General features: G+C 61.4%; 14 protein-coding genes and 1 pseudogene. 6 read left to right on the forward strand and 9 right to left on the reverse strand.

The features are described from left to right. Positions 1–289 precede the first annotated feature (289 nt). On the reverse strand, positions 290–1,144 hold the full coding sequence (locus FBY12_RS20865; protein WP_145255502.1) for a MaoC/PaaZ C-terminal domain-containing protein: 855 nt from the start codon (positions 1,142–1,144) through the stop codon (positions 290–292). Between the two features lie 2 nt (positions 1,145–1,146). After that, positions 1,147–2,499 (reverse strand): 3-oxoacyl-ACP reductase, encoded by a 1,353-nt coding sequence (locus FBY12_RS20870; protein ID WP_145255505.1) that lies wholly within the window; start codon positions 2,497–2,499, stop codon positions 1,147–1,149. 180 nt (positions 2,500–2,679) lie between these two features. Between FBY12_RS20870 and FBY12_RS20875 the strand changes: the two genes are divergently transcribed. Further along, positions 2,680–3,957 (forward strand): acetyl-CoA C-acetyltransferase, encoded by a 1,278-nt coding sequence (locus FBY12_RS20875; RefSeq protein WP_145255508.1) that lies wholly within the window; start codon positions 2,680–2,682, stop codon positions 3,955–3,957. Between the two features lie 183 nt (positions 3,958–4,140). Then, positions 4,141–4,932 carry a helix-turn-helix transcriptional regulator gene (locus tag FBY12_RS20880; protein ID WP_145255511.1) on the forward strand — a complete coding sequence of 264 codons (792 nt, stop codon included), beginning with the start codon at positions 4,141–4,143 and terminating at the stop codon, positions 4,930–4,932. Between the two features lie 88 nt (positions 4,933–5,020). Here FBY12_RS20880 and FBY12_RS28200 read toward each other — a convergent pair whose 3' ends face one another. Together FBY12_RS28200 and FBY12_RS28205 are read right to left on the reverse strand one after the other, a co-directional pair. Beyond that, positions 5,021–5,788 (reverse strand): methyl-accepting chemotaxis protein, encoded by a 768-nt coding sequence (locus tag FBY12_RS28200; RefSeq protein WP_371927504.1) that lies wholly within the window; start codon positions 5,786–5,788, stop codon positions 5,021–5,023. Positions 5,789–5,878: 90 nt separating this feature from the next. Further along, positions 5,879–6,967, reverse strand: a pseudogene (locus tag FBY12_RS28205) (cache domain-containing protein); the annotation flags it as partial. A gap of 481 nt (positions 6,968–7,448) precedes the next feature. Between FBY12_RS28205 and FBY12_RS20890 the strand changes: the two are divergent. Both FBY12_RS20890 and FBY12_RS20895 read left to right on the forward strand, forming a co-directional pair. Further along, positions 7,449–8,342, forward strand: a complete 894-nt coding sequence (locus FBY12_RS20890) for a PA4780 family RIO1-like protein kinase (RefSeq protein ID WP_092273789.1) — start codon at positions 7,449–7,451, stop codon at positions 8,340–8,342. Positions 8,343–9,115: 773 nt separating this feature from the next. Beyond that, a complete protein-coding gene (locus FBY12_RS20895; RefSeq protein WP_145255519.1) occupies positions 9,116–10,330 on the forward strand; it encodes an MFS transporter in 1,215 nt (404 codons plus the stop codon). Here FBY12_RS20895 and cueR read toward each other — a convergent pair. The 3 genes from cueR to FBY12_RS20910 form a co-directional block, all read right to left on the reverse strand. Beyond that, complete coding sequence (gene cueR / locus FBY12_RS20900; RefSeq protein WP_090175934.1) at positions 10,284–10,697, reverse strand: Cu(I)-responsive transcriptional regulator; 414 nt, start codon at positions 10,695–10,697, stop codon at positions 10,284–10,286. The two genes, FBY12_RS20895 and cueR, sit on opposite strands and share 47 nt — an antisense overlap. After that, positions 10,697–13,087, reverse strand: a complete 2,391-nt coding sequence (locus FBY12_RS20905) for a heavy metal translocating P-type ATPase (protein ID WP_145255522.1) — start codon at positions 13,085–13,087, stop codon at positions 10,697–10,699. The genes cueR and FBY12_RS20905 overlap by 1 nt, the downstream gene beginning before the upstream one ends. A 120-nt stretch (positions 13,088–13,207) precedes the next feature. Next, complete coding sequence (locus FBY12_RS20910) at positions 13,208–13,591, reverse strand: hypothetical protein (RefSeq protein ID WP_121733714.1); 384 nt, start codon at positions 13,589–13,591, stop codon at positions 13,208–13,210. A 160-nt stretch (positions 13,592–13,751) separates the two neighbouring features. On the opposite strand from FBY12_RS20910, the gene FBY12_RS20915 reads away from it, so the two are divergent. After that, complete coding sequence (locus tag FBY12_RS20915) at positions 13,752–13,949, forward strand: heavy-metal-associated domain-containing protein (protein ID WP_121733713.1); 198 nt, start codon at positions 13,752–13,754, stop codon at positions 13,947–13,949. Positions 13,950–14,256: 307 nt separating this feature from the next. Further along, complete coding sequence (locus tag FBY12_RS20920) at positions 14,257–15,453, forward strand: multidrug effflux MFS transporter (protein ID WP_145255526.1); 1,197 nt, start codon at positions 14,257–14,259, stop codon at positions 15,451–15,453. 8 nt (positions 15,454–15,461) lie between these two features. Here the strand turns inward: FBY12_RS20920 and FBY12_RS27690 are convergent, their stop codons facing one another. Then, positions 15,462–15,632, reverse strand: a complete 171-nt coding sequence (locus FBY12_RS27690; RefSeq protein WP_178111781.1) for a hypothetical protein — start codon at positions 15,630–15,632, stop codon at positions 15,462–15,464. A 590-nt stretch (positions 15,633–16,222) separates the two neighbouring features. Then, on the reverse strand, positions 16,223–17,236 hold the full coding sequence (locus tag FBY12_RS20925; protein ID WP_145255529.1) for a zinc-binding alcohol dehydrogenase family protein: 1,014 nt from the start codon (positions 17,234–17,236) through the stop codon (positions 16,223–16,225). Positions 17,237–17,246 lie beyond the last annotated feature (10 nt).

A 17,246-nucleotide genomic window follows, 5' to 3' on the forward strand; every position in this document is an offset into this window, starting at 1 on the left:
CAATACCTTCGTCCGTTGCGTGTATCTCAATCCCGGCGGTGCTTTGTGGCCATTCTCGAATTGGTATTAAGCCTTTTATGTCACGCAGGCGAATGCGCCCTAAGGACTAATACCCAGGGTATAAATCGGCGGACTGGTTTTAGTGAAAGTCGTTGTAAATCAACGGGCGGAGTTTTCTACAGGGCAGGGCGATGGTGGGGAGAAAACCTTGGATATAGTCGCAATTGCAGGGGCGTTTTGATCGCTGATCGTTCCCATGCGGGAGCGTGGGAACGATCATCAGCGACCATCAGGTCAGCGGTTGCCAGTGGCCAGTCATGTGCTCCAAATCCCCGGCGCCCATCAAGCGCAAATCGCCACTCGACGCCGCCGCACTCGCCAGCAACGTCACCTCGCTGGGCAAGCGCACCGGTTTGTGAAACTGCACGGCGATTTCGACATTCGCCGTCGGCAGCTGCTCGGCCAGCGCCGCCAGCGTGCGCGCCTTGTTCCACAAACCGTGGGCAATCGCCGTGGGAAAACCGAACAGCTTGGCACTCGCGGCGCTGAGGTGGATCGGGTTGTAATCCCCCGATACCTTGGCGTATTGCCGACCAATGTCTGCCGGCGCCTTCCAGTGCGCCACTTCAATCAGCTCCAGCGTCGCGGCCACTTCATCCTCGACCGGCTCGCCCTCAAGTTTGACCCCGCGACACAGCATCCGGCTTTCTGCCTCCCACAACGTGCCCAACTGATCGTCCAGCGTGGTGATCAGGTCGAACGTCGCACCTTTGGCGTGCGCTTGCAGGTTCTGCACCTGAACGCTGACCCGCGCACGGCTCACCGCGCCCATCGGTCGCAACACCCGAATGCGATTGCTCAGGTGAATCAGCCCCAACAACGGGAACGGAAACTCCTTGGCCGTGAGCAATTGCATCTGCAAGGCAAACGCCAGAATGTGCGGATAGGTCGGCGGCAGCAGTCCATCGTCGGCGAAACCGCAGACTTTGCGATAGGCCGCCAGGCGTTGTTGATCAACGTCGACCCAGCAGCGCAAACCCTTGTCGGGCAGCGTGGTGCCGGTGATTTTTCGCCGGGTCGCCGCGTGTACGTACAACGCGGACAGGCTCGGTTCGCGGTCGAGAGTTTGCCAGTCGATCGTCATCGCTACGCTCCCAAAACACTTTGTCCACACACCCGCAGCGCCTGCCCGGTAAACGCGCCGGTGCCCGGTTGCGCGAGCCACGCCACGGCTTCGGCGACGTCTTGCGGCAAGCCGCCCTGGCCCAGCGAACTCATGCGGCGCCCGGCTTCGCGCAGGGCGAACGGAATGTGCGCGGTCATCTGCGTTTCGATAAACCCCGGCGCCACGGCGTTGATGCTGATCCCACGTTCGTGCAGCAACGGCGCCCAGGACTCGGCCAAACCGATCAATCCGGCCTTGCTCGCGGCGTAATTGGTTTGCCCGCGATTGCCGGCAATGCCGCTGATCGAGGCGAGCAGAATCACCCGGCCGTTATCGCGCAAGGTCCCGCCGTCGAGCAACGCTTTGGTCAGCACTTGCGGCGCATTGAGGTTGACTGCGAGCACCGCATCCCAGAATTCCGGGGTCATGTTGGCCAGGGTTTTGTCGCGGGTGATGCCGGCGTTGTGCACGACGATATCGATGCCGTCCGGCAGGTGTTCGATCAACTGCGCGGCGGCGTCGTCGGCGCAAATATCCAGGGTGACGCTGCGCCCGTCGAGGCGTGCGGCGAGCGCTTCGAGGTCGGCTTTGGCCTGCGGCACATCCAGCAGAATCACCTCGGCGCCATCGCGGGCGAGGGTTTCGGCGATGGACGCGCCGATCCCGCGTGCGGCCCCAGTGACCAGCGCTTTGCGCCCGGACAATGGCCGCGTCCAGTCTTCAACCGGCGTCGCGCACGCGCTCAGGCGAATCACCTGACCGGAAACAAACGCGCTTTTCGGCGAGAGGAAAAACCGCAGCGGCCCTTCCAGTTGATCCTCGGCACCGTCGCCGACGTAGATCAACTGCAACGTGCCGCCGCCGCGCAATTCCTTGGCCAGCGAACGGCTGAAACCTTCCAGTGCGCGCTGGGCGCTGGCGGCAAACGGGTCGCTGAGATGTTGCGGATCACGTCCGAGAATCACCAGATGCGCGCTGTGATCGAGGTTTTTCATCAGCGGCTGGAAAAATTCGCGCAGTTGCTTGAGGTGTTCGGTTTGCAGCAGTTGGCTGGCATCAAACACCACGGCTTTGATTTTCGGGCCGTGGCCGGGAATCCACGCGGTGGCCAGGGACGGCTCGGTGCCGTAGCTGTAAATCGCGTCGGTCAGGCGATTGGCGAAGGCGCCGACTTTTTCCGCCAGCGGTCCGCCGCCAAGCAGCAGTGCGCCCTCGACGGGCCGCAGGCGCCCGGCTTGCCAGCGCTCCAGTCGAACCGGCGACGGCAAGCCGAGGGCCCCGACCAAACGATGGCCGACGGACGAATTGGCGAAGTCGATATAACGGTCTGACATGGAACGCTCTCCGATAGCTGGGGTTCAAAGTGTGGACCATGAATGGCGATCAGTCGTTCGATCCACGAGATAAGGCCTACGCTTGATCACCAAAGATTGATGTGTGGCAGGCCTTTCGGCTCCCACTAGGGTTTGGTTATAGGGTTTGGTTGATTTTCGGATTTTCACAAGGAGCTTTTCATGACTCAGCTGCGCCGCGTCGCGATTATTGGCGGTAACCGGATTCCTTTCGCCCGCTCCAACGGGCCCTACGCCACCGCCAGTAACCAGGCGATGCTCACCGCAGCGCTCGAAGGTTTGATCGAACGCTACAACCTGCATGGCCTGCGCATTGGCGAAGTGGCGGCGGGCGCGGTGCTCAAGCATTCGCGTGATTTCAACTTGACCCGCGAGTGCGTGCTCGGCTCGCGGCTGTCGCCGACCACCCCGGCCTACGACATCCAGCAAGCGTGCGGCACCGGGCTGGAAGCGGCGTTGCTGGTGGCGAATAAAATCGCCCTCGGGCAGATCGATTGCGGTATCGCCGGCGGCGTCGACACCACGTCCGATGCGCCAATCGGCATCAATGAAGGTCTGCGGCGGATTCTCCTGCAGGCCAATCGCGCGAAAACCACGGGCGACAAACTCAAGACTTTTCTGCAATTGCGCCCCGGCCATTTGATCCCCGAATTCCCGCGCAACGGCGAGCCGCGCACCGGGCTGTCGATGGGCGAGCATTGCGAGTTGATGGCGCAGACCTGGAATATCCCGCGCGACGAGCAGGATCAACTGGCGCTGGAAAGCCATCAGAAACTCGCCGCGTCCTACGCCGAAGGCTGGCACAACGATCTGACCACGCCGTTTCTCGGCCTCACGCGCGACAACAATTTGCGCCCGGACCTGACGCTGGAGAAACTCGCTGCGCTGAAACCTGCGTTCGAGAAAAGTGCCAAAGGCACGCTGACGGCGGGCAACTCGACGCCGCTCACCGATGGCGCATCGCTGGTGTTGTTGGGCAGCGAGGAATGGGCGAAGGAACGCGGCTTGCCGATCCTCGCGTATCTGCGCGACGGCGAGGCGGCGGCGGTGGATTTCGTCAACGGCGCCGAGGGTTTGCTGATGGCGCCGGTGTATGCGGTGCCGCGCTTGCTGGCGCGCAACGGCCTGACTTTGCAGGACTTCGACTACTACGAAATCCACGAAGCCTTCGCCGCTCAGGTGCTTTGCACGTTGAAGGCCTGGGAAGACCCGGAATATTGCAAAACCCGCCTCGGCCTCGACGCGCCGCTGGGCTCGATTGACCGCAGCCGCCTCAACGTCAAAGGCAGTTCGCTGGCCGCCGGGCATCCATTCGCGGCAACGGGTGGGCGCATCGTCGCCAACCTGGCGAAGCTGCTCGACGCGGCGGGCAAGGGCCGTGGCTTGATTTCGATCTGCGCGGCGGGTGGCCAAGGCGTCACCGCAATCATCGAGCGCTAAGCCACAGCGCAAAACCAATCTGTAGGAGTGAGCCTGCTCGCGATAAGCCCGTATCAGTCGACATCCATGCTGACTGACACAGCTCATCGCGAGCAGTCTCACTCCCACATGGGACATTTGTAAGATTTGATGAGTTGGCCTAAGGTCGGCGTTATCTGCCGTCCTGCGACATAAGGCCTGTCAATGACGTCCAACGGACAAATCGCCCTCGAACGCTCGATCCCGGCAATCACAGTGTTGCCGCGTCCATTATTCGCGCGGGTCGAAAGCCTGAATGCTGGCTCATGGACGCCGCCGCATCGCCACGATTGGGTGCAGTTTTCCTACGCCATCAGCGGCGTGCTCGGCGTGCACACCGCCGAAGGCAGTTTCTTCGCGCCGCCGCAGTGGGGCATCTGGATTCCGGCGGATCTGGAGCATCAAGTCGTCACCTCGATGCGCGCCGAAATGCGCAGCCTGTATGTGCGCCGGGAAGATTGCGCGTGGGCCGACGGGCGTTGTCGGGTGCTCGAAGTGACGCCGCTGGCCCGCGAGCTGATCAAGAGTTTTTGCCAGTTGCCGGCGGAGTATCCGCAGGGCGACAGCCAGGAAGCGCGGCTGGTCAATGTGCTGCTGGATCAATTGGCGAATTTGCCTGAAGTGGCGTTTTCCCTGCCGTTGCCCCGGCATGAACGGTTGCTCGGGTTGTGCAACGAACTGATTGAAAATCCCGATCAGCAGGTGACCTTGCAGGCGTGGGCGGGGCGTCTGGGCACGTCGGAGAAAACCCTGATGCGCTTGTTCCAGCGTGAAACCGGATTGAGTTTTCGTGGTTGGCGCCAGCGTATGCGGCTGTTGTCATCGCTGAGTTTGCTGGAGGAGGGCGACAGCGTGACCAACGCCGCGCTGGCGTGCGGATACGACTCGACATCCGCGTTTATTGCGGCGTTTCGCGGATTGTTCGGGTTTACCCCAGGGGAATTGTTTCGGAATTGAGGCAGCCTTCGCGGGCAAGCCTCGCTCCTGCAGGTTTACGGTGATCGTTGCCGCGCTCTGCGTGGCAACGATCAAGCGCCGTTTATTTTCAGGTCCGGAACCGTCGAACCAACCCATCCAGCTCGCTCGACAACCCGGCCAGGCTCTGCGAATCCAGACGCGCCGAGTTCCCCAGTTCGGCGACCAATTGCGCATCGCCATGAATCTGGCTGATGTGTCGGTTGATGTCCTCTGCGACTTGATGCTGCTCTTCCGCCGCCGTCGCAATCTGCGTGTTCATGTCGCGAATCACATCCACCGACTCACGAATCAGCCCGAAGCTGCTGCGCGCCTCACCGATCCGCGTTACCGATTGTTGCGACACTTGCAGACTTGCGTGCATTTGCTGCGTGACCTGACTGGTGCGCTTGGCGAGGTTGCCGAGCAAACCGTCAATTTCCGCTGTCGAGTCGGCAGTACGTTTCGCCAATGCGCGCACTTCATCCGCCACCACCGCAAAGCCGCGACCCTGCTCACCGGCGCGGGCCGCCTCAATGGCCGCGTTCAGCGCCAGCAAGTTGGTCTGTTCGGCAATCGAGCGAATGGTCCCCAGAATCGACTGAATGTCATTGCTGTCGCGTTCCAGTTGCTGCATCGACTGCGCCGATGATTCGATTTCCTGACTCAGACGATCAACGCTGCTCACCGCCGCATCAATCTGCTGCTGACCTTCGCGCGCCTGGCGCTGACCGCTGTCGGCCGACTCGGCAGCCTGGCTGCACGAACGCGCGACTTCGTTGGCGGTGGCGACCATTTCGTGGAACGCCGTGGACACCATGTCCACTGCTTCACGCTGGCGCCCGGCCGCTTCGGCCATGTCGCTGGAAACCTGGGTCGAGCTCTGCGAGGTGGCGAGAATCCTGTTCGCCGCGCCACCGATGCTTTGGATCAGGTTACGAATCGCCGACAGAAACTGGTTGAACCAGTTGGCCAGTTGCGCGGTTTCGTCGCTGCCACGGATTTCGAGGTTTTTGGTCAAGTCGCCTTCGCCCTGGGCGATGCCTTCCAGACCGCTGGCGACGCTGCGGATCGGCCGCACGATAAGGCTGGCGAAACTGGCGCCGACAATTGCGAAGAACACCGCGAGCACCGCCGCGATGATCGCGATCAGCCAGGTCAGTTGCGTGGCCGAACTCATCACGTCGTTCTGCTTGATCAGGCCGATAAAGGTCCAGCCCAGTTGCTCCGACGGCCAGACGTTGGCCATGTAGCGCTCGCCGTCGAGCTCGACTTCGACCAGACCTTTGCCGGCCTTGGCCAGTTGCGCATAACCTTCGCCGAGGCTGCCGAGTGCCTTGAAGTTGTGCTCCGGCATCTTCGGATCGACCAGAATCGTCCCGTTGTTTTCCAGCAACATCAGGTAACCGGTTTCGCCGAGTTTGATCTGTTTGACGATTTCCGTGAGCTGCTTGAGCGTCACGTCGATGCTGACCACGCCACCGTTGGCGCCCAATTTGTTGTCGATGGTGCGCACGGTGCTGACGTAAGTCGCGTCGTCCTGCGCCCAGTAATACGCTTCGGTACGGAACGGTTTGCCCGGTTTCGCTTGCGCGGCTTTGTACCAGGGACGCTGGCGCGGGTCGTAATTGTTGAGCTTGGCGTCGTCCGGCCACGACACATAGCCGCCGGCGGCTGTGCCGACGATTGCGTAGGCGTAGGACGGATGGCTGTTGCCCAGATCCTGCAGAACGGCGAAAACGCTTTTGTCCATCTCGCCTTGAGGAATGCTCTCGGCGTTGGCCGCCATGTAGGTCTTGAGGCTGTCGTCGGTGTTTTTGATCAGCGGTTGCGTCGCCAGGTAGTTGACGTTCTGGCTGATGCCGTCGAAAAACAATTGCATCGCATTGCTGACCTGACGAATTTCGCGGCCGCTGCTGTCGACAAAATTGTCCTTGGCATCGCTGCGCAAGTTCATCACCACGAGGGTGGCGACCAGCACCACGGGCAAGCAGGCGATGACAGCAAACGCCCAGGTCAACTTCTGTTTAATGTTCATCCGCGCTCCAGATTTTCTTGTAGGCCCACGCAGTGCAGATGACTCGCGGATTATTGGCAGGCGAAAACGGTGTTACACACTGTGCTCGAAGCGTTGGCTTCGACTCGGATCCCTGAGCGCGGCATGGTCTTTTTTTTGTCGGAGACGATTGTCGGATAAATCCTTTTCTCACTGAGGATTTCGGCTGCGATCGCCGTAAATTAAGCGCTTTGGCGAAAAAACCTACGAACGGTTCGGACGAAGATGTCAGTCTCTGTCGCCAATGCCTGCACACAGCGGCGCCAACAAATGGCGGCGTGTCGGCTATGATTTGCCTCGGTCGTGACCGCGCAGGGTTTGTCGGGCAAAACCGGCACATTGTGTGCTTCAGATTGTTGTTGGGAACGTTCATAGGTCGGCAACCCCTCCCCGAGGCGCGAGGATTGCCGTATAACGAATGACTTTCGCGTGTTTGGTAATAAAGGACCCACAATAAAAGCTGATGAAGACTCCAAAACGCATTGAACCCCTGATCGAGGACGGTCTGGTCGACGAGGTGCTGCGCCCACTCATGAGTGGTAAAGAAGCAGCTGTTTATGTGGTGCGCTGCGGTAACGAGCTACGCTGCGCGAAGGTCTACAAGGAGGCGAATAAACGTAGTTTCCGCCAGGCGGCCGAGTACCAGGAAGGCCGCAAAGTGCGCAACAGCCGACAGGCGCGTGCGATGGCCAAGGGCTCCAAGTTCGGCAAGAAAGAAACCGAGGACGCCTGGCAGAACGCCGAAGTGGCGGCCCTGTTTCGTCTGGCCGGCGCCGGTGTGCGAGTGCCCAAGCCGTATGACTTCCTCGAAGGCGTACTGCTGATGGAACTGGTCGCCGACGAATATGGCGATGCCGCGCCGCGTCTGAACGACGTGGTGCTGGAACCGGATCAGGCCCGCGAATATCACGCGTTTTTGATTACCCAGATCGTGCTGATGTTGTGTACCGGTCTGGTGCACGGTGACCTGTCGGAGTTCAACGTGCTGTTGACCCCGACCGGCCCGGTGATCATCGACCTGCCGCAAGCGGTGGATGCGGCGGGTAACAACCACGCGTTCACCATGCTCGAACGGGACGTTGGCAACATGGCTTCGTACTTCGGACGTTTTGCCCCGGAGTTGAAGAAGACCAAGTACGCCAAGGAAATGTGGGCGCTGTACGAAGCCGGCACCTTGCACCCGGCGAGCATCCTCACGGGTGAGTTCGACGAGCCGGAAGAACTGGCGGACGTCGGCGGCGTGATTCGCGAAATCGAGGCCGCACGCCTCGACGAAGAGCGCAAACAAGCGGTACGCGCGGCTGACGACGCGCCACCGAGCAAAACCGAAGAACCGCCGCCACCCTGGATGCAGTGATCGGTTAAACAAAAACCCGGCTCCGGCCGGGTTTTTTGTCGACGCCCCAAAAAAACCTGTGCACCGAAGATCCCTGTGGGAGCGAGCCTGCTCGCGATAGCGGTGGGTCAGTTAATTACATGTTGAATGTGCCGAAGCTATCGCGAGCAGGCTCACTCCCACAGTGGATTAGGGTGTATGCAAAAGTGATGTCCACCGCGAACCCCCTGTAGGAGCGAGCCTGCTCGCGATGCGGTGGGTCAGTTGGTTAGATGTTGGATATGCCGAAGCTATCGCGAGCAAGCTCGCTCCCACAGTGGATCAGTGTGAATGCAAGAGTGATGACCACCGCAGGCCCCCTGTAGGAGTGAGCCTGCTAGCGATGCGGTGGGTCAGTTAATTACATGTTGAATGTGCCGACGCAATCGCGAGCAGGCTCACTCCCACAGTGGATCAGGGTGTATGCAAAAGTGATGTCCACCGCCAAACCCTGTAGGAGCGAGCCTGCTCGCGATGCGGTGGGTCAGTTGATGCGATGTTGGATATGCCGACGCTATCGCGAGCAGGCTCACTCCCACAGTTGATGTGGGTGTATGCAGGAATGTAGTCCACCGCAGGACCCCTGTGGGAGCGAGCTTGCTCGCGATAGCGGTGGGTCGGTTGATGAGATGCCGGATATGCCGACGCTTTCGCGAGCAGGCTCGCTCCTACAATGGATGCTGGGTGTTCCCAGCAATGCTGTCCTCGCACATACTGATGCCCCTCGAAATACCCCCCACACTCAAGGACTGAATGTGAATTCCAGCCGCAACACCCACCTCATCATCACTGCCCGGCTGATTTCCGATTTCGGCGCGTTCCTCAACATGGTTGCCTTGGCGACTTACGTCTATGTGCTGAGCAACAATGCGATCAGCGTGGCGATTTTCCTCGCCAGCCGCGTTGCCGGTGGCATCCTTGCCAGTCTGATCGGCACACCGTTTTACCGCCGGGTTTGCGGGCGTCTGCCGCTGATTGCCTTTGATCTGCTGCGCGCCAGTGTCCTCGGCCTGCTGCTGATCCTGCCCGTCTCGCAGCAAGCATTGATGCTGCCAGTGATCGCATTCGGCCTGGGCCTGGGCAATTCGATGTTCGCCATAGGCCTCAACAGCCAACTGCCAAACCTGATCGACAGCCAACATCTGCTCAAAGCCAATGCCTGGATTACCTCAGCGGCGTCAATTGCGATGGTCGCGGGCAGCCTGGTGGCGGGGTTGGTGGTGGCCGCGTTTGGCTTTGAAGCAGTGTTTGCGCTCAATGCGATCACCTATTTGCTGGCCGCGCTGTTGATCGTGCCGCTACGTTTTCGCCCCGCCGCAGCGCCAGCCAAACCGACCAATCAGCGCGGCGAGTGGTCGGCGCTGCACCAGGGTTTGCGCTCGGCGCCGGTGCTGGCGGCGATGCTTGCGGTGTCGATGGCTGACACCCTCGGCAGCGCCGCGCACAACGTCGGGTTTCCGATTATTTCCAAACTGCTGACGCCTGAATCGGCCAGCACCACGCTGGGGTTGATGCTCGCCGTCTGGGCCAGCGGCAAACTGCTTGGCGCGCGGATCGCCAGTCGCCTGACAGGCTCGGACAACATCCACCTGCAACGGCGCTTCTTTTACGGCGTGCTGCTGATGTCCTGCGGTTTCATCATGATGTTCCAGCAGCAGACGCTGTACGGCTTGCTGCTGTTTTCGTTGCCGGCGGGGCTAGGCGATGGCTTTTCCGAGGTCGGCCTGATGTCGCGTCTGCAACGCGAACCGGATCACCTGCGCCTGCCGATTTTCAGTTTCCTGACCCTGCTGCAAATGACCGGGCTCGGCATCGGCATGCTGATCGCCGCGCCGTTTTACGCGTGGTGGACGCCCGGCGCGGTGGTGCTGTTGTTCCACGGCATTCCGCTGGGCACCTTGCTGGTGGTGAAAATTTTGTCGCTCAGGCGCGCGCAGGTTCGGCGCAGCAGCCCGACGCCAGTTCCTTGAGGATCGGGCAGTCCGGGCGGTGGTCGCCCTGGCAGTGTTCGACCAGGTCCTGCAAGGTGTCGCGCAACTGGCCAAGTTCGCGGATCTTCTGGTTCAACTCGTCGATATGCTGACGCGCCAGGGCCTTCACATCGGCGCTGGCGCGTTGGCGGTCCTGCCAGAGGGTCAGCAACTTGCCGACCTCTTCCAGAGAAAACCCCAGATCCCGCGAACGCTTGATAAACGCCAGCGTATGCAAGTCGTCATCGCCGTACACCCGATAACCGCTGTCGGTGCGATGGGCAGCCTTGAGCAGCCCGATCGACTCGTAATAACGGATCATCTTCGCGCTCAGGCCACTGTGGCGGGCTGCTTGGCCGATGTTCATCAGTTGTCCTCCAGGTCCTTGGGTTTCCAGGTTTTCAACAGTAGCGCATTGCTCACCACGCTGACGCTCGACAGCGCCATCGCCGCGCCCGCCAGCACCGGGTTGAGGAAACCGAATGCCGCTAGCGGAATGCCGATCAGGTTATAGACGAACGCCCAAAACAGATTCTGGCGGATTTTCGCGTAAGTCTTGCGGCTGATCTCCAGCGCCGCCGGCACCAGCCGTGGGTCGCCGCGCATCAGCGTGATGCCGGCCGCGTGCATTGCCACGTCGGTGCCGCCGCCCATGGCGATGCCGATGTCGGCGGCGGCCAGCGCCGGGGCGTCATTGATGCCGTCGCCCACCATGGCCACCACGCCGGTTTTCTTCAGATCGGCGACGGTCGCGGCTTTGTCGGCCGGCAACACTTCGGCGTGCACGTCGGTGATGCCCAGCGCCTCGGCAACGACTTTGGCGCTGCCACGGTTATCGCCGGTCAGCAGGTGGCTGCTGATGTGGCGCGCGGTGAGTTGCTGCACCGCTTGCAGCGCACCGGGTTTGAGCGTGTCGCCGAAAGCGAACAGCCCGAGCACGCGCGGTTCGGGACTTTGCTCGATGAGCCACGACAGCGTCCGACCTTCGGTTTCCCAAGCACTGGCGGCGTCGGCCAAGGGACCTGCGCTCAGCGCGGTTTCTTCGAGCAGCCGCCGATTGCCCAGCGCCAGGCGCCGACCCGCAAGCGTGCCGGCAATACCGCGGCCGGTCAGTGCTTGGCTGTCGCTGACATCGGCGACGTGCAAGTTGCGTTCGGCGCAAGCATCGAGAACTGCCTTGGCCAACGGGTGTTCGCTGCCGCGTTGCAGCGCGCCGGCGATTTGCAGCAGCGCCGCTTCGTCACCGTCCAGCGCAGTCAAATGCGCGATACGCGGCGCGCCCGAGGTCAGGGTGCCGGTTTTGTCGAACACCACAGCGCTGACTTCATGGGCGCGCTCCAGTGCTTCGGCGTCCTTGATCAAAATGCCATAACGCGCCGCGACTCCCGTGCCGGCCATGATTGCGGTCGGCGTGGCCAAGCCCAGGGCGCAAGGGCAGGCGATCACCAGCACCGCGACCGCGTTGATCAGCGCGGTTTCAATCGGCGCGCCGTACAGCCACCAGCCGAGCAACGTCGCCAGCGCAATCAGCAACACCGTTGGCACGAACACCTGGCTGACTTTATCCACCAGTTTCTGAATCGGCGCTTTCGCCGCTTGGGCGTCTTCGACCAGACGAATGATCCGCGCCAATACGGTTTCCGCGCCGAGCGCCAAAGTGCGTACCAGCAAACGGCCTTCACCGTTGATCGCGCCGCCGGTAACGTTGTCGCCGGGTTGTTTCGGCACTGGCAGGCTTTCGCCGCTGATCAGCGCTTCGTCGGCGTGGCTCTGGCCTTCGACCACTTCACCGTCGACCGGGAAACGCTCGCCGGGTTTGACCATGACCAGATCGTTGAGGCGCAGGGCGCTGATCGCCACGTCCTGCTCGCGACCGTCGATGACTTGAATTGCGCGTTCCGGGCGTAACGCTTCGAGGGCACGAATGGCGCTGGCAGTCTGGCGTTTGGCGCGGCTTTCAAGGTATTTGCCCAACAGCACCAGCGCGATTACTACCGCCGACGCTTCGAAATACAGGTGCGGCATGCGCCCGGCGGCGGTCGCCCATTCGTACAGGCTCAAGCCATAACCGGCGCTGGTGCCGAGGGCGACGAGCAAATCCATGTTGCCGGCACCGGCGCGCACGGCTTTCCAAGCAGCGACGTAGAACCGCGCGCCGAAGATAAATTGCACCGGTGTGGCCAGCGCAAATTGCGCCCAGGCCGGCAGCATCCAGTGAATGCCGAACGGTTGCAGGAGCATTGGCAACACCAGCGGCAAGGCGAGGGCGATGGCCATGATCAGCACCAGTCGCTCGCGGTGCAGGCGCTGTTGTTGGTTGTCGGTGTGCGGCTGGTCGATTTCAAACAGGCTGGCCGAGTAACCAGCCTGGGTGACGGCGGCGATGAGGATCTGCGGGTCGATGTCGCCGAGCAGTTCGAGGTGCGCACGTTCGTTGGCGAGGTTGACGCTGACGCTGCGCACGCCCGGCACTTTGCGCAATGCGCGCTCGACGCGGCCAACGCACGACGCGCAGGTCATGCCGTCAATGCTCAGTTCCAGATTGTGCTGCGGCACGCTGTAACCGGCTTGCTCAACCGCGTTCATCAATGCTGGCAGGCTGTCGTTGGGAGCCTGGATGCGTGCCTGTTCGGTGGCGAGATTGACGCTGACGGCGCTGGCGCCGATGACTTTGCTCAACGCGCGCTCGACACGGCCGGCGCAACTGGCGCAGGTCATGCCGGCAATCGGCAGGTCGAAAGTGCTGGATTCGGACATCGTTCACGCTCCCTGTAGAAAGTGCCGACAGGATCAACCTTGCCATGCGGGCAAGGTCAAGCGCCAATTTGGCTATCACCAAAATCCAACTGCAGAATCGCGCTGACAGGGGTTTCGAGGTCAGTATTCGAGGGCCGCGGGTTTCAGGTACATGCCTTCCAGTGACATGGCGATGCGGTACTTCAGCACATCGCCGGCCTTCAGCGTGATGATTTGCGAGCCCGGCGCCAACATCCCCGCTTTGCACTCTGGCGTCTGCCCCGGCAATAGCTTCAGGCGCAAAGACACCGGGCCCGGTGGCAAGTTGAACGAGGTGCTCTGTTCCTGAAACAGGCGCGCCGCCAGTTGGTCCTGGAGGTACACGCCGATTTCGCAGGAGGTCGCCACTTCCAGGCGCTCGCGGGAAATGATCAGGACGCCGTAATCTTCGCCGGCGGCGTTGGCCGAGGGCAGGGCGGCGAAAAGGCTGAGGAAGCCAAACAGGCTGAGAGCTGACCAGCGCATGGCTGAATCTCCTGAAGTCGAGTCATTAATGCACGCAGCTTGGCCGAGCGCGCCGCCGAATGCCAGCCCGGCAGATATTTGCAGAACTTGACCTTGCCACGGTGGCAGGGTCGAGACTGCCCGCACTGTTCATCCGAAGCCTCACTAAAGGAGTCATCCCATGCAAGTGTTCAACGTTCAAGGTATGTCCTGCGGCCACTGCGTCAAAGCCATCACTCAGGCACTGCAAGCGAAGGATCCGGCGGCGAGCGTCCGGGTTGACCTGGCGGCTAAAGAAGTCGGCGTCGAAAGCGCGCTGTCCAGCGACCAGGTCATCGCCGCCATCACCGAAGAAGGCTACGACGCCAAAATCGCCTGACCCCCACCGCCCTGCTCTTGTAGGAGCAGAGCTTGCTCGCGAAGGGGCCAGCCAATCCAACATCCATGGCGCCTGACACACAATTGCCCCTGCTCTTGTGGGAGCAGAGCTTGCTCGCGAAGAGGCCCGCGCATTCAACATTGATGTCAGCCGGAATACTGCTTTCGCGGGCAAGCCTCGCTCCTACAGGGCTACGGCCCTGCGTTTGTTCATCGGTTTTTAATAGTTAGCGACCTATCGGAATGTTCAACACGTCCATGCGCGGCTAGACTGTCGGGCTGCCGACTCACGCCCAACTGGATGCCTGATGAACTTTCGTACCATTTTAATTCTGGGTTGCCTGACCGCTTTTGGTCCGCTGGCGATCGATTTCTATCTGCCGGCGTTCCCGGCGATGGCGCTGGCGTTCGGCACTGACGAAAAACATGTGCAAATGACCCTCGCCGCGTATTTCCTCGGCTTGTCGATCGGTCAGTTGCTTTACGGCCCGGTGGCGGATCGGTTCGGGCGGCGTATTCCGCTGCTCACCGGGGTCGGCCTGTTCACCGCGGCTTCGCTGGCCTGCGCATTTGCGCCGAACCTCGAATGGCTGATCGGCGCACGTTTCGTTCAGGCGCTGGGCGGCTGCGCGGGGATGGTCATCTCGCGGGCGGTGGTCAGCGATAAATGCGATGCGGTGGGCTCGGCAAAAGTCTTTTCGCAACTGATGCTGGTGATGGGCCTGGCGCCGATCCTCGCGCCGATGCTCGGCGGATTGCTGGTCAACACCACCGGCTGGCAGTCGATCTTCCTTGTGCTCACTGGTTTCAGCGCCCTGGCTGCGGTGGCCGTGGCGCTCGGCTTGCCGGAGAGCCTGCCGGACTCGGTGCCGCGCCAACCGTTGTCCGGCGCCTTGCGCCAATACGGCCGCTTGATCGCTGACCCGATCTACCTCGGCCACGCGCTGACGGGCGGTCTCGCCGTCGCCGGGATGTTTGCCTACATCGCAGGTTCACCTTTCGTTTTCATCAAACTCTACGGCGTCCCGGCGGAGCATTTCGGCTGGTTGTTCGGCACTAATGCGGCAGGCTTCATTCTGGTGGCGCAGGTCAACGCGCGGCTGCTGGCCAAGCGCGGCCCGGCGTTTCTGCTGGCGCGCACCGTATGGATTTACCTGGCGGCGGGCCTGTCGTTGCTGGCGGTCAGCTCGCTGCACACGGAACAACTGTGGCCATTGCTGATCCCGTTGTTTGTCTGCATCGCCAGCCTCGGTTGCATCCTGCCGAACGCCTCGGCTTGCGCGATGAACGGGCAGGGCGCCCGGGCCGGCAGTGCGTCAGCGTTGCTCGGTTGCCTGCAATTCAGCGTCGCCGCCGGAGCGGCAACTTTGGTCGGGTTGTTGCACGACGGCACGGCCATGCCGATGGCGATGGTCATCAGTCTGTGCGGGATTCTGGTGGTGAGCGCGGCGATGCTCACCCGTCGTTTGCAAAATGCCCGGGCGTTGGCCCAAGCCAAGGCTTGACCGCGAACTCAGCCAGCGGCGCGCTGCTGGCGATCAGGGAATTGATGCGGGGCTTGCAGGCGCGCTTCGAGGGTGCGGGCGAATGCCCGGGCCTCGGCTTCGCTGCGGAACGTGACGGCATGTTGGTCGAGACGGACCTGCCACTGGGATGTTGCCACTTCTTTTATCAGGATCTTCATTGCTGACCTCCTTCAGTAAAAGACTGTGTCGCAGAGGCCTCGATTGTAGACCCGAACAAGTGCGCAATTGTGACAACGGGCAAGCATCTGACTGACGGTGTAGGACTTGTAGGATTGGTTGCGCTGCTTTCGTGGGAGCAAAGCTTGCTCGCGATGGCGGTCCTGAAGACGCCTTCGCGGGCAAGCCTTGCTCCTACAGGTTCGGCGTTTGAACACCTTCGCGGGCAAATGCGGGACTGCTTTTGTGGGAGCAGAGCTTGCTCGCGATGGCGATCCTGAGGACGCCTTCGCGGGCAAGCCTTGCTCCTACAGGTTCGGCGTTTGGACGCCTTCGCGGGCAAATGCTGGACTGCTTTTGTGGGAGCAAAGCTTGCTCGCGATGGCGGTCCTGAAGACGCCTTCGCGGGCAAGCCTCGCTCCTACAGGTTCGGCGTTTGAACACCTTCGCGGGCAAATGCGGGACTGCTTTCGTGGGAGCAAAGCTTGCTCGCGATGGCGGTCCTGAGGACACCTTCGCGGGCAAGCCTCGCTCCTACAGGTTCGGCGTTTGGACGCCTTCGCGGGCAAGCCTTGCTCCTGCAGGTGAGCGATCAGAAGCCTTCGAGGACGATTTTGCCTTTGGCCTTGCCGCTTTCCAGCAGTTCATGCGCGCGCCGCAGATTAGCCGCGTTGATCACGCCGAAATGCTCGCCCACCGTGGTTTTCAAGGTCCCGGCATCGATCAGTTCAGCCACCCGGTTGAGCAAATTGTGCTGCTCGATCATGTCCGCAGTTTCAAACAGCGAGCGCGTGTACATGAACTCCCAGTGCAGCGACAGGCTCTTGCGCTTGAGTTTGGTCACGTCCAGCGACTTCGGATCGTCGATCAACGCCAGTTTGCCCTGTGGCGCCAACGCCTCGACCAGTTGATCCAGATGCGCTTCAGTCTGGGTCAGGCTGGCGACGTGGGTCACGTGCTGAATATCGGCGCGTTTGAGCTCTTCGCTCAGCGGCTGGCTGTGATCGATCACCAGATCGGCGCCCAACTCACGCACCCAGCTCTGGGTCTGTTCACGGGACGCGGTGCCAATCACCTTCAACCCGGAGAGCTGGCTGGCCAATTGCGTGAGGATCGAACCGACACCGCCCGCCGCGCCGACGATCAACAAACTCTGACCTTCATCGGTTTTGCCTTCGCGCACTTGCAGGCGCTCGAACAACAATTCCCACGCAGTAATCGCGGTCAGCGGCAACGCGGCGGCTTCGGCGAAACCGAGGGTTTTCGGCATGTGGCCGACAATGCGCTCGTCGACAACGTGCAATTCGCTGTTGCCGCCAGCGCGGGCGATGGAGCCGGCGTAGAACACTTTGTCGCCCGCCTTGAACAGCGTCACTTCGCTGCCGACCGCTTTGACCACACCGGCAACATCCCAGCCAAGCACTTTCGCCGCGCCATTTTCCGGCGCGACGTTCTGGCGGACTTTAGTGTCGACCGGGTTGACCGAAATCGCTTTGACCTCCACCAGCAAATCGCGCGGGCCGGCAACCGGTTCTGGCAGTTCGATGTCCTGCAAGGACTTGGCGTCGCTGATCGGCAGCGAGGCGTAATAGGCAATGGCTTTCATGGGAAAACTC

The sequence above is a fragment of the Pseudomonas sp. SJZ131 genome (assembly GCF_007828705.1).
GTDB lineage: Bacteria > Pseudomonadota > Gammaproteobacteria > Pseudomonadales > Pseudomonadaceae > Aquipseudomonas > Aquipseudomonas prosekii.

Coding starts and splice junctions, on each gene's coding strand:
- FBY12_RS27690 (WP_178111781.1), bottom strand. CDS start 15,632: ATGAAGATCCTGATAAAAGAAGTGGCAACATCCCAGTGGCAGGTCCGT.
- FBY12_RS20880 (WP_145255511.1), top strand. CDS start 4,141: ATGACGTCCAACGGACAAATCGCCCTCGAACGCTCGATCCCGGCAATC.
- cueR (WP_090175934.1), bottom strand. CDS start 10,697: ATGAACATCGGCCAAGCAGCCCGCCACAGTGGCCTGAGCGCGAAGATG.
- FBY12_RS20920 (WP_145255526.1), top strand. CDS start 14,257: ATGAACTTTCGTACCATTTTAATTCTGGGTTGCCTGACCGCTTTTGGT.
- FBY12_RS20915 (WP_121733713.1), top strand. CDS start 13,752: ATGCAAGTGTTCAACGTTCAAGGTATGTCCTGCGGCCACTGCGTCAAA.
- FBY12_RS20875 (WP_145255508.1), top strand. CDS start 2,680: ATGACTCAGCTGCGCCGCGTCGCGATTATTGGCGGTAACCGGATTCCT.
- FBY12_RS20865 (WP_145255502.1), bottom strand. CDS start 1,144: ATGACGATCGACTGGCAAACTCTCGACCGCGAACCGAGCCTGTCCGCG.
- FBY12_RS20870 (WP_145255505.1), bottom strand. CDS start 2,499: ATGTCAGACCGTTATATCGACTTCGCCAATTCGTCCGTCGGCCATCGT.
- FBY12_RS20905 (WP_145255522.1), bottom strand. CDS start 13,087: ATGTCCGAATCCAGCACTTTCGACCTGCCGATTGCCGGCATGACCTGC.
- FBY12_RS20890 (WP_092273789.1), top strand. CDS start 7,449: ATGAAGACTCCAAAACGCATTGAACCCCTGATCGAGGACGGTCTGGTC.
- FBY12_RS28200 (WP_371927504.1), bottom strand. CDS start 5,788: ATGGCCGAAGCGGCCGGGCGCCAGCGTGAAGCAGTGGACATGGTGTCC.
- FBY12_RS20925 (WP_145255529.1), bottom strand. CDS start 17,236: ATGAAAGCCATTGCCTATTACGCCTCGCTGCCGATCAGCGACGCCAAG.
- FBY12_RS20910 (WP_121733714.1), bottom strand. CDS start 13,591: ATGCGCTGGTCAGCTCTCAGCCTGTTTGGCTTCCTCAGCCTTTTCGCC.